This is a genomic window from Bacteroides congonensis (assembly GCF_900130125.1).
In the GTDB taxonomy this organism is placed as follows: domain Bacteria; phylum Bacteroidota; class Bacteroidia; order Bacteroidales; family Bacteroidaceae; genus Bacteroides; species Bacteroides congonensis.
On record NZ_FQXY01000011.1, the window covers coordinates 714,907 to 726,408 of the forward strand.

The 11,502-nt window shown below is 41.0% G+C and carries 9 protein-coding genes; 5 read left to right on the forward strand and 4 right to left on the reverse strand.

Features of this window, described 5'->3' with window-relative positions:
• Window positions 1-15 precede the first annotated feature (15 nt).
• From BQ7997_RS20225 to BQ7997_RS20240, 4 genes are all read right to left on the reverse strand, one after another.
• Entirely contained in the window at window positions 16-717 is a 702-nt protein-coding gene (locus BQ7997_RS20225; protein WP_073347808.1) for a Crp/Fnr family transcriptional regulator, read from the reverse strand.
• 116 nt (window positions 718-833) lie between these two features.
• Entirely contained in the window at window positions 834-3,023 is a 2,190-nt protein-coding gene (locus tag BQ7997_RS20230) for a glutamine synthetase III family protein (RefSeq protein ID WP_073347809.1), read from the reverse strand.
• A 399-nt stretch (window positions 3,024-3,422) separates the two neighbouring features.
• The gene (locus BQ7997_RS20235) at window positions 3,423-5,222 is read right to left on the reverse strand and encodes a hypothetical protein (RefSeq protein ID WP_073347810.1); all 1,800 of its coding nucleotides are present in this window, start codon (window positions 5,220-5,222) and stop codon (window positions 3,423-3,425) included.
• Between the two features lie 6 nt (window positions 5,223-5,228).
• Entirely contained in the window at window positions 5,229-5,642 is a 414-nt protein-coding gene (locus BQ7997_RS20240; protein WP_073347811.1) for an HU family DNA-binding protein, read from the reverse strand.
• A gap of 605 nt (window positions 5,643-6,247) precedes the next feature.
• Here BQ7997_RS20240 and BQ7997_RS20245 point away from each other — a divergent pair.
• The 5 genes from BQ7997_RS20245 to BQ7997_RS20265 all read left to right on the forward strand — a co-directional run bounded on the left by BQ7997_RS20245 (window position 6,248) and on the right by BQ7997_RS20265 (window position 11,475).
• Window positions 6,248-6,637: a DUF5640 domain-containing protein gene (locus tag BQ7997_RS20245; protein ID WP_022139853.1), complete on the forward strand. Its 390-nt coding sequence runs from the start codon at window positions 6,248-6,250 to the stop codon at window positions 6,635-6,637.
• A gap of 107 nt (window positions 6,638-6,744) precedes the next feature.
• Window positions 6,745-7,122, forward strand: a complete 378-nt coding sequence (locus tag BQ7997_RS20250; RefSeq protein WP_073347812.1) for a DUF4468 domain-containing protein — start codon at window positions 6,745-6,747, stop codon at window positions 7,120-7,122.
• A 60-nt stretch (window positions 7,123-7,182) separates the two neighbouring features.
• A complete protein-coding gene (locus BQ7997_RS20255; RefSeq protein ID WP_022139851.1) occupies window positions 7,183-7,758 on the forward strand; it encodes a hypothetical protein in 576 nt (191 codons plus the stop codon).
• Window positions 7,759-7,927: 169 nt separating this feature from the next.
• On the forward strand, window positions 7,928-10,135 hold the full coding sequence (locus tag BQ7997_RS20260; protein WP_073347813.1) for a DUF5686 family protein: 2,208 nt from the start codon (window positions 7,928-7,930) through the stop codon (window positions 10,133-10,135).
• A gap of 206 nt (window positions 10,136-10,341) precedes the next feature.
• A complete protein-coding gene (locus BQ7997_RS20265) occupies window positions 10,342-11,475 on the forward strand; it encodes a retron St85 family RNA-directed DNA polymerase (RefSeq protein WP_073347814.1) in 1,134 nt (377 codons plus the stop codon).
• Window positions 11,476-11,502: the final 27 nt, after the last annotated feature.

Here is an 11,502-nt window from a genome sequence, read left to right on the forward strand (position 1 = left end):
TGTACAAAAATGGTTTTATCCAATCTTGCTTATTTTCTTCAGCTTCTCTTCTTCGATAATTTTGATTTTTCTTCCGTCGATGGTAATCAGTCGTTCAGTAGCAAACTGGGACAGCGTGCGGATAGCGTTCGAAGTAGTCATATTCGAAAGATTTGCTAAATCTTCGCGTGATAGGTAAATACTCAGGGTTGAGCCATCTTCTTCCAACCCATAACTTTCTTTGAGGAAAATCAGGGATTCGGCGAGACGTCCGCGGATATGTTTTTGAGTCAGGTTGACAGTACGTTCATCAGAGATGCCGAGGTCGATGGACAGCTGGCGGATAAAGAACATTGCCAGGTCGTTGTTTTGAGCAACTAAAGTAGTAATGGCACTCATCGGTATGAGACAGACTACGGAAGGTTCGAAAGCAGCGGCGGCAGTCACAAAATCCTGTTTGGCAAAATAGGCGCGATAGGCAAAGTATTCGCGTGGTTTAATCATGCGGATAATCTGACTTCTACCTCCTACGCCATCTTTGAAGATTTTAACTTTACCACTGATAAGACACATCAAGTGGGATGGTGTTTCTCCTTCGCAATAGATGGTTTCATTCTTTTTGTAGGTCTGTATCGTATAATTGTTCATCAGAAACTCCTTTTGCTCATTATTCAAAGGAGCTATCATATCGGATAACGGTTCCGAAATATCGATGTCTGACATGTTCATTTTTACCATGGGTGCTACAAAACTGTGTTATACAGCACAAAAGTAGAAATAAAAAATGAAAAAATGCACGAATCTATAAAAAGATTGCACAAAAGTGGGAGCTTTCGTGCAATCTTGCAGACATTTTATTTGGTAAACAACAGTTCCCTGTATTTAGGCAACGGCCATATTTCGTCGTCCACTTCCATTTCCAGATGGTCGATATGGTCACGGATTTGGTCGAGATACGGGCGCACTTTTTCTTCATAGGCAAATGCCCTTTCCTTGTAGTTTTCCATGTGGTTCGCCACCTTCCGGGCTTCAGTCATTTCGCGAACCAGTACTTTGATGGAAGTCACCCGGTGCGAAATCTCACGGATCAGTTCCTTGCGGTCGGCACTCAATACTTCATATTCTTCGGCAGGGAATATTTCTTTCAATCCGCGGAGATTTTCGAGCAGCCGGTTCTGATAGGCAACGGCAGTAGGCACGATGTGGTTGATGGCGAGGTCGCCCAGTACGCGTCCTTCAATCTGGACTTTCATGGTGAATTTCTCCAGTTCCACTTCCAGGCGGCTGTTCAACTCCGTTTCGTTGAAAATACGTTCGCCGATAAGTACGGCTTTGGATTGGTTGTCAACGTAGTGCATCAGTGCTTCCGGGACATGGCAGATGTTAGTCAGTCCACGGCGTGCAGCTTCCTGTTTCCATTCTTCCGAATAACCGTCACCTTCGAAACGGATAGGTTCGGAAACGATGATTGTCTCTTTCAGCAACCGGAAGATAGCTTCGTCTTTTCCCACTCCTTCTTCCATCAGTTTTTCTATGGACGCACGGAACTCGTTCAACTGGTTTGCCATGGCAGCATTGATGGCTATCATTGCGGCGGCACAGTTGGAAGAAGAGCCTGCGGCACGGAACTCAAAACGGTTTCCGGTGAAAGCAAAAGGAGAGGTACGGTTACGGTCGGTCGTATCGAGCAGGATTTCGGGGATACGTCCGATACCCAGTTTTAATGTAGTCTTTTCTTCCGGTGTCATCTTCTCGTTTCCTACCTGGCGGACAATTTCGTCAAGAGTTGCCGAAAGTTGTGAACCCAGGAAGCAGGAAAGAATGGCCGGGGGAGCTTCGTTGGCTCCTAGGCGGTGGCTGTTGCTGGCACTCATAATGGAAGCGCGCAGCAGATTCTGATTTTTATAAACCATCATCAATACGTTGACCAGGAAAGTAAGGAATAGCATGTTTCCTTTCGGATTCTTTCCCGGGGCAAACAGATTGATACCCGTATCGGTACAAAGCGACCAGTTGTTGTGCTTGCCCGAACCGTTCACACCGCTATAAGGTTTTTCGTGCAGAAGCACGTTGAAGTGATGCTTGCGGGCAATACGTTTCATCAGATCCATGACAAGCTGGTTGTGGTCGTTTGCCAGGTTACAGTTTTCGAAGATAGGAGCCAGCTCGAACTGGTTGGGGGCTACTTCGTTGTGACGGGTCTTGGCAGGAATACCCAGCTTGTGGCATTCTATTTCCAGTTCCTTCATAAATGCGGTGACGCGTGGAGGGATAGAGCCGAAATAGTGGTCTTCCAACTGTTGGTCTTTGGCGGAAGAGTGTCCCATCAGTGTCCGTCCTGTCAGGCAGAGGTCGGGGCGTGCATTATATAAGGAAGAGTCGACAAGGAAATATTCCTGTTCCCATCCCAGGTTTGTATATACGCGTGTCACGTTCTTATCGAACAACTGGCAAACTTCCGTAGCCGCTTTATCCACGGCAGCGAGTGCTTTCAATAGCGGAGTTTTGTAGTCCAGTGCTTCGCCTGTATAAGAAATAAAGATAGTAGGGATACAAAGAGTCGTATCTACTACAAATGCCGGTGAAGAAACATCCCATGCCGTATAGCCGCGTGCTTCGAAAGTGTTGCGGATACCGCCGTTCGGGAAAGAAGAAGCATCCGGTTCCTGCTGGATAAGTAATTTCCCGGAGAAGCGTTCGATAACTCCACCATCTTCGCCGAACTCGATAAAGCCGTCATGTTTTTCGGCTGTTCCGTCTGTCAAGGGCTGAAACCAATGTGTGTAGTGAGTGACGTTGAGTGACTTTGCCCAGCTTTTCATGCCGTTGGCAATCAAGTCTGCCACTTCGCGGTTGATAGGCGTACCTTTTTCGATAGCATCGGTCACAGCCTTATAGGCTTCTTTGGGAAGATACTCCTGCATCTTCTTGCGGTCAAACACGTGGCTACCATAATAATCAGAGAGTTTGTTGGAAGGAGCAGTTACTTCCAAAGGTTTCCGGTTGGAAAGCTCTTGTAATGCAAAAAATCTCATTTTAGACATAAATGGTCTGTTTTTTATCGGTTGATGGCGCAAAATTATATGTTTTTTCTGAAAGTACCCCTATTTTTTAGGGGGTAATTTGAAAAATAAGATGTTTTTTTTGAATATGCCCCCTTCGGACTTAAGGGGGAAGGCTGAACTTTATGGTCTTGACGTAAAAAACACTGGTAAACATATAAGTTTTGTACAGGTCACATCAGTAAGGCATTTAGATAACTTGGAAAATTCTCTGTGACATTTTTGTTTGTATTCTAAGTATTATACGGGGAAAAACAAAAATGTCGCAGAGCTTATTATCAATGCCTTATCTTTAAAAATAGCCTGATTTTAAGATAAGTTTGCAAAAATCAATAGGGAGTTTTTATCTTTTTCGGAATAAAAACTGCATTTTTCTTTTAATTATTTGAATTTCAGTATTTTGATTGTTCTGGTTTCATGATTTCTATAATTTTCCACCTCTGCATATTGTTCCAGTTCTTTAGTCGTGATACCTCGTCCGGTGTTCAGTCCCATTTTCTTATATACTTGCTTGAGCATACTTTTTACTTCCTGAACCGACAATTCAGTCCCTATGGGGAAAGTTCGTTGGATACGGGTTTTCATCTGTCCCGACTTCTTGATGGATTGTTCGCTGCTGACATTTAATGCTGTACGCAACTTATTTTCATTATAGTCGGATTCACGGATAAATTCACCACCAAACCGGCAAAAGCAATCGTATATATATCTGTCAGCAGTAGAAGTTATGAGATTTCCCAACATGCGTTGATAGCGTTTTTGTAGTTTCTTATCGGTAGTTCTGCTCATCTTTTCCATCTCTTCCAGTTTGCGGACGATAAGCTCCGCTCGCTTTTTCTTAGCCAGACGATGTTGGATAGCCATGCGCTCATTATCTGAAACCGGCATAAGGCGTTCTTCGTGTGAGAATTCAAAATAGCTGGTTTGCTGATAGGCATTACACAATAAATCAGCAGAGGTATATAGCCGTTTCACTTGTTCCTTCTCATAGAAGTTGGCTATCAGAAACGGGTCGGGTTTTCCGTTCTCGTCCAGATAAGGAAGATAGGAATTTTCTCCGATAGCTTCCTGCAATAATGTCCGTTCTCCTATATTCGATGTCCGTGCCAGTTGCACCTTCCATCCGTTGAAGACGGTGGATGCTCCCTGAATCCAGTGGTCAATTTCCGGTGCAGACATACATTCCAGTTCCGGGCGGATAGAAGCAATATGTGTCACACTGTTTACTCCGCCGCGGAAACGTCCGATGATTTGGATAGCTTCGGTAGCCGGGTCGATGACGGATTGTGCGGCACCGTATAAATCGCTGATGAAAATCACGTGCGGGGGATTCTTGCACACGATATCTACTGCCGAATAGAAACGTGAAGTGAAGAAGTTGTAACGTTCCAGTTCGGTAATCATCATTGATTTCTTGCGTCGGTTGCCTTTCCATAGTTTGTACTGTCCGTCCTCGCTGCAAAAAGTACAGGCGTTACTCAATTCGGGTATCAACCTGTAAAAGCTGTCTATCGAGTCGATGCTGTTGCAGAAGATACAGACTGTTCCTCGCTTCGCATCAATCACTTCCTGCAATGTTTCCAGTACATTATTCGTAGTGATAAGTTTCAGTTTTTGACGGTAAGCATAGTCTGGCTGAATCAATACCCGCATAAAGCCATCGAAACGATTGTCCTTTTCGGGTATGATAGGAGTGGCGGAAATCAATGCCTTGTTTTGAAAACGGAAGAAATCGTTCATCGGTTCGCGGATGGAATCACGGTAATGCACGTCTTGCACTAACTTTTCACATTCATCAAACAAGATAAAGCATTCTGTGTACATATCTATCTCTACAGCTTGCATCGCTTCCTTGATTTTCGTGAAACCTTCGGGAGTGGTTAACAGCTTGTAATGTTTATCACGATTCTCTTCCAGAAAATCAGCCACTTTCCGGATAGTTACACCTTTATATACAGCCAACGCATTCTTGTGTTTCTTCGCTTTCGACTCGATAACAGGCACATTAGGCTCGATAATGATAGATTTCCGCGGTGCTGTCAGTTCACAATGCGTAGCCCCCAGTCCGGGCAGTAACTTGTTGATGATGCAATTGGTCGGGATAAAGTCTTTACCGGCGCGTTTCAGTGCATCCGCGAAGTATTCACCTTTTCGGATGGAGTAAGTTCTGTCGTATTCCATGTCGTTCTAGTACTTTCGTTTGTTATGTCTTTCAGGGTTATACTTCTCAAATCCTGCCGCGGCTATCCGTTTCTTCAAGTGCTTTTCAGCCTTGAACACAACGTTCTTCACCTCTATGGATTCCGCCCGATGGTTTTCACCGGGTTCCTTGTCTTCGCAGAAACTGCCGTTAAGGGAGAAACTGCCGAAATCATCCAAATTGAGAATATTGCCATTTTTCAGAATAGCCTCTATGCCTTCCAATACCATGCTGAGATTTTTGTATGCATCTCCTTTGGAAATGTTGTTCTTGAAAGCCAGATATTCTACAAAGGCTTTGGTATTCAGCGTATCCCATGATAATAGCTGCACCCGTACATTTGTTTCTTTGTCACCACTGAAAGTATCCGCAAAGCGGGTTGTCTTGTAAAGTATGCTCATAATAATTCCTTTTAGATTATCACTATTTGTTTGCAGTTGGGCATTCACCGGAATGGACAAGTGTAACTAGACTGTTACACAAGTGTATCCGAACGGTTGCCCAAGTGCAACAGATTAATTCAAGCGGATGAAATTGCTAAAGGATAAGGGGGAATTATTAATTGATGCAGTCGAAGTGATTAATTCTTCCTTATGAATTGGTAAAAACATCTTGTCGTTTATAATATTGCAAAGGTAGAAAAAAGATATTGTGCGGCAAAGGAAAGAGAGTTTTTCTGAAAAAAAATAGTAAAAAGTTTGATTATATGTAAAGAAGTACGTTACTTTGCAATATCATTCACAGATTAAAAACAGACAATATGAAGACAGTTTTATTTTTCTTACTAGTATTATCATTTTTATATGGATGCAATAGTATCAATGAAGATAACAGTAAACCATCTCTGAATGTCTCCACTATCATATTGAAAATAAATTTTTCTCATTGTTAACAATCTCTTTGTTTATTGTCTAATGTATATATAACAAAATGCGATAATCTTATTTCTTTTTGAGATTTTGCTACTAAAGCACAAACGATATAGTAAACTAAATATTTATATAAGATGAAAAAGAATTTATATTTTGTGTTAATTCTGTTATTTACAATCCTATTGGGTTTGGGTGGTTGCTCTTCTTCTGATGATGACTGGATTGATTTAAACTCTGAAGAAATAATAGGAACATGGTCTACAGGTACGGAAAGTGTTCATAAATACCTGAAATTCGAGAATGATGGAACTGGATATTACGCACTTCTCAACGGAGCTGATTTTGCAACCAATTATTTATTTACCTATAAAATATCAGCTAACAATATTAATATTGTAATCACTTATTCTGATGGTGGAAACAAACTTAACGGGCAGGAAAGGGTATGGGAATGTTTATTCTCAAAAGATGTCCTGAAAATAACCAATGGTCAGGAAAGTGGAACTTATAAGAGAATAGAATGATTTTTCTATATAAGTTAATTTATTATTTAATGAATTTCTAAATATTAAAGGTATGATTATGAATAAAATTTTTCTTTTTCTTTTGACTGTTTTGCCTATTAGTTTATGTGTGCAGAGTTCTTGAAGATAAAGATAATGGAGTAATACAAGTTAAAACGGAAAAAGAATTTTCCATTAGCGTGGGGATGGGACTGAAATGTATATATAAGTATGAGTATTTGACAAAGTTTAGGTTTAAAGATAACAAATATAAAATAGAAATATACGATATTAATTGTGTTTCAGCCGAACAAACTGGTGCTGGTAAGGTGTATAGCGTGCCTTTAATTCCATATTTTACAGGAGATAATGTTCCTGATACTAAAAAAATGGGGCGTGGAATTTCTAAGAAAAAGGCGATTGAAATGATGGATGAATTGCGGGCTGAGTTCAATACAATATTAACTCAATATAATAAGTTTATTTCAATAGAAGATGATTTTTGATTAAAGGGCTGGAAAAGTGCTATTTGAGGTATCTATAGACAATAATATCAATATATAGTTATGAAAAAGATATTTATTCTGTTTTTTGTTCTATTTATAGCGAATAATATTTATTCTCAGGATTCTCATATTGAATTTAAGGGAATAACTTTAGAAGGGAGTTTGTCTTCTTTTGTGGAGAAAATGGAGAAAAATGGTTTTTCTCTAAAAAAATATCCAAGAGATCATGTAGCTTTAATGAAAGGCTTGTTTACAGGCAAATGGGTAGAAGTATTAATCCTCTCTTCTCCTAAAACGAAGACTGTATGGAAGGTTAGTGTGTACTATTCAGAACAGGAATCATGGACGTCTTTGAAAAGTGATTATAATGAGATGGTGGAACTTTTTAAAAAGAAGTATGGAGAGCCTAAAGATCATTTTGAGTTTTTCTCTTCACCATATTATGAAGGTGATGGATATGAATTGCAAGCTTTACGTAAAGAAAAATGTAATTATATAAGCTTTTGGACACTTGACAAAGGAGGGATTATAGTACATATTAATCAGTATGGACAGATTCAGATTAGATATGAAGATAAAATAAATGTGAAGATAAAGGAGAAAGAAGATGATGAAAATTCTTTGAATGATATTTAATTTACTGTCTTTTATTTCCTGTAGTAGGTATGGTAATGTATGCGGGAGAGGGATTATCTGTAATGTCGGATACTCCCTTTTCTTTTTATAACAGGATTTCCTTAATAACTCTTTTTAGTACCCCAATCCCCTTGCTTTTCGATATTCTTTTTTATATTTGCCTACGTTAATGAAGGAGATACGACGATTGAGAGATAAAATACTGATAGGATGCATACTATGTCTGTTCTCTTTTTCTTTAAAGGGAGCAGCCAGTAACTATATAATGAATCCTTATACGCATAAAAGTATTTCTGCCGATTCCATCATTGAACGTGTCATGACCTTCGCGCCTTTATATGAAACGATAGTCAGTGATTATCGTGCCAACCTGTATATAAAGGGTAAAATGGATATTCAGAAAAAGAACTTTATCCTTCGTTATGTACCTTCCATGTTCCGTTTGCAAAAGGGGGTGCGCGAGTATCTGCTCGAAACTTACAGTGACCTTCATTATACCGCTCCCAATATCTATGACCAAAAAGTAAAAGCATCGCAAGGAACTGTAAGGGGAAACCGGGGACTGCCGGGTTTGCTCGAATACTTTAATGTGAACATTTACTCCTCTTCCCTGCTGAATGACGAACGGTTGCTGTCACCACTAGCCAAGAACGGGCAGAAATACTATAAATACCGGATAGACAGTGTGATGGGAGATCCGAATAATCTTGATTATCGGGTACGTTTTATTCCACGGACAAAGAGTGACCAACTTGTAGGCGGATATATGATTGTCAGCAGTAATGTCTGGAGTGTCCGTGAAATACGTTTTTCGGGACGGTCGGAACTGATAACTTTCACCTGCTGGATTAAGATGGGAGACGTAGGCAAGAAAAATGAATTTCTGCCTGTACGTTATGATGTGGAAGCTCTTTTTAAATTTCTCGGAAATAAGGTTGATGGCAACTATACTGCTTCTTTGGATTATAAATCCATTGAACTGAAAGAAAAGAAAGTGCGTAAGAAAGAGAAGACGAATTATAATCTCTCGGAATCTTTCTCTTTGCAATGCGACACGAATGCCTATAAAACAGATGCTTCAACCTTCGCCATCATGCGCCCTATCCCTTTGAATGAAAGTGAGAAGAAATTGTACCATGATTATCGGCTGAGACGTGATACGGCTACTATACAGAAGCCATCCAAGAGCCAGGCTTTTTGGGGAACAATGGGCGACCTGATGGTGGAAGATTATAAGTTCAATCTTTCTAATATCGGAAGTGTCCGTTTCTCTCCGTTCATCAATCCGCTTCTGTTCAGTTATAGTGGAAGCAACGGTTTGTCTTATCGGCAGGATTTTCGTTACAACCGTCTTTTTAGGGGGGACAAACTGCTTCGCGTTGTACCTAAACTCGGATATAATTTCACTCGTAAGGAATTCTACTGGTCATTGAATGCCGATTTTGAGTATTGGCCGCAGAAGCGTGGATTCTTCCGTCTGAATGTGGGTAACGGTAACCGCATTTATAGCAGTAAGGTGTTGGATGAGTTGAAAGCCATGCCGGACAGCATCTTCAATTTCGATTTGATTCATCTTGATTATTTCAAAGACTTGTATTTTAATTTTCGCCATACCGTAGAGGTAGTCAATGGTTTGGATATAAGTCTGGGTTTCTCCGCCCATAAGAGAACGGCCGTAGAGCCTTCCCGCTTCGTGATAACCGGTGACTATCCGATGCCACCCCCTGAATTTATGGAGAAATTCAAGAATACCTATATCAGTTTCGCTCCCCGTATCCGGGTGGAATGGACGCCGGGACTTTACTATTATATGAATGGAAAACGAAAAATAAATCTCCGTTCCTTATATCCTACTTTCTCGGTCGATTACGAGCGAGGCATCAAAGGAGTATTCAAAAGCACAGGCGAATATGAAAGGATAGAGTTCGACCTTCAACATCAAATCCGGTTGGGACTGATGCGCAATATCTATTATCGTTTTGGATTTGGCGCGTTCACCAATCAGGATGAATTGTATTTCGTGGATTTCGCCAACTTCTCCCGTCGCAATCTTCCTGTGGGGTGGAACGATGAAATCGGCGGAGTGTTTCAAGTGCTCGACGGACGTTGGTATAACTCTTCCCGCCGTTATGTACGCGGGCATTTCACTTATGAGGCGCCATTTCTGATATTAAAGCATCTGATGAAATATACACGTTATGTACAGAATGAACGTATTTACGTAAGCGCCCTCTGCATGCCCCATCTTCAACCTTACATGGAAGTAGGGTATGGCATCGGCACACATATTTTTGATGTCGGAGTTTTTGTGAGCAGTGAGAATTGGAATTTCGGCGGAATAGGCTGCAAATTTACATTTGAGTTGTTCAACCGATAGTTTTTGACATTCTTTTTGCATAAATCGAAAGAATTTTCTATCTTTGTATAGAAGAGGATGAGGGCAAAATTTAGCACAAAAGAGGTGTAGTCGCCTCATAAGCACAGGTATTTTCCTAGAAAATAAATTCTTAGGTATAAATACCTTAAATTTATTTTAGTAAATAACTCATCCTCTTCTCTCTTTCTTTATATACATGATACAAAATGGACGGTATTTTAATAACAATACTTATAATCACCGGTTTCCTGATTTATAAGATGATTTCTTCGAGCAGGAAACAGGAGGGGTATAAAAGGTGGAAAGCGACAGCTAGTGGTGGGAAGGAAGAAAGTGCTTCCAAGTCTGAATCCGGGCATGGCGCTTGGCTTCGACGAGCTTTAGGGGTTACCGCTCCGCAATCTCCGTATGTTCCTAAGTTTGATGATGAATCGGTCGTTTGGTGCGCCAGCCTGTTGGGTGTGGAAGCAAACAAACTGAAAGAAATACTTGAAAATATCCCTACCCATTACCATGAGTTTTGGGTGAGGAAAAGAAGGGGTGGATATCGTATGATTTCTGCTCCGCTCAAAGAACTCCAATCTATCCAAACAACTATTAACTCCCGAATCTTATCATCGGTGACTACCATCCATCCGGCAGCAGTCGGATTCCGATGCGGACGCTCGGTAGTTGACAATGCCAGTCCTCATTTGGGAAAGCGGTATGTGTTGAAAATGGATATTCATGATTTTTTCTTTTCTATACGAAGCCCGAGGGTGAAGGCGACATTCGAGAAGATGGGTTATCCGGCAAATGTGGCGAAAGTCTTTAGAACATTATGTTGCCTGCATAATAGTTTACCGCAGGGAGCTCCTACGAGTCCTGCATTGAGTAATATTGTCGGCTATGAGATGGATAAGAAATTGGCGGCGTTGGCAGCAGAGTACGGGTTGACATATACCCGCTATGCCGATGACCTGACTTTCTCGGGCGACGTGTTCCCGAAAGAACAGATAATCCCTCGGATTAAACAGATAATCCGTGACGAGAAGTTTGAACCGAATCATAAAAAGACCCGTTTCCTGCATGAGTATGACAGGAAGATTATCACAGGCGTATCTGTCAGCTCCGGTGTAAAGCTGACGATTCCTAAAACAAGAAAGCGGGAGATTCGGAAGAATGTCTATTTCATCCTGACAAAAGGATTGGTGGAACATCAACGTAGAATCGGTTCAAACGACCCTGCCTATCTGAAACGGCTGATCGGGGAACTTTGTTATTGGCGGTCGATAGAACCGGATAATACTTATGTATCCGATTCTATTATCGCCCTGAAGCGTCTGGAGAAACATTATTAATCAGTCTTGAACGGTATTAATTGGCAA

Coding starts and splice junctions, on each gene's coding strand:
- BQ7997_RS20225 (WP_073347808.1), bottom strand. CDS start 717: ATGGTAAAAATGAACATGTCAGACATCGATATTTCGGAACCGTTATCC.
- BQ7997_RS20230 (WP_073347809.1), bottom strand. CDS start 3,023: ATGTCTAAAATGAGATTTTTTGCATTACAAGAGCTTTCCAACCGGAAA.
- BQ7997_RS20235 (WP_073347810.1), bottom strand. CDS start 5,222: ATGGAATACGACAGAACTTACTCCATCCGAAAAGGTGAATACTTCGCG.
- BQ7997_RS20240 (WP_073347811.1), bottom strand. CDS start 5,642: ATGAGCATACTTTACAAGACAACCCGCTTTGCGGATACTTTCAGTGGT.
- BQ7997_RS20245 (WP_022139853.1), top strand. CDS start 6,248: ATGAAAAAGAATTTATATTTTGTGTTAATTCTGTTATTTACAATCCTA.
- BQ7997_RS20255 (WP_022139851.1), top strand. CDS start 7,183: ATGAAAAAGATATTTATTCTGTTTTTTGTTCTATTTATAGCGAATAAT.
- BQ7997_RS20260 (WP_073347813.1), top strand. CDS start 7,928: ATGAAGGAGATACGACGATTGAGAGATAAAATACTGATAGGATGCATA.
- BQ7997_RS20265 (WP_073347814.1), top strand. CDS start 10,342: ATGGACGGTATTTTAATAACAATACTTATAATCACCGGTTTCCTGATT.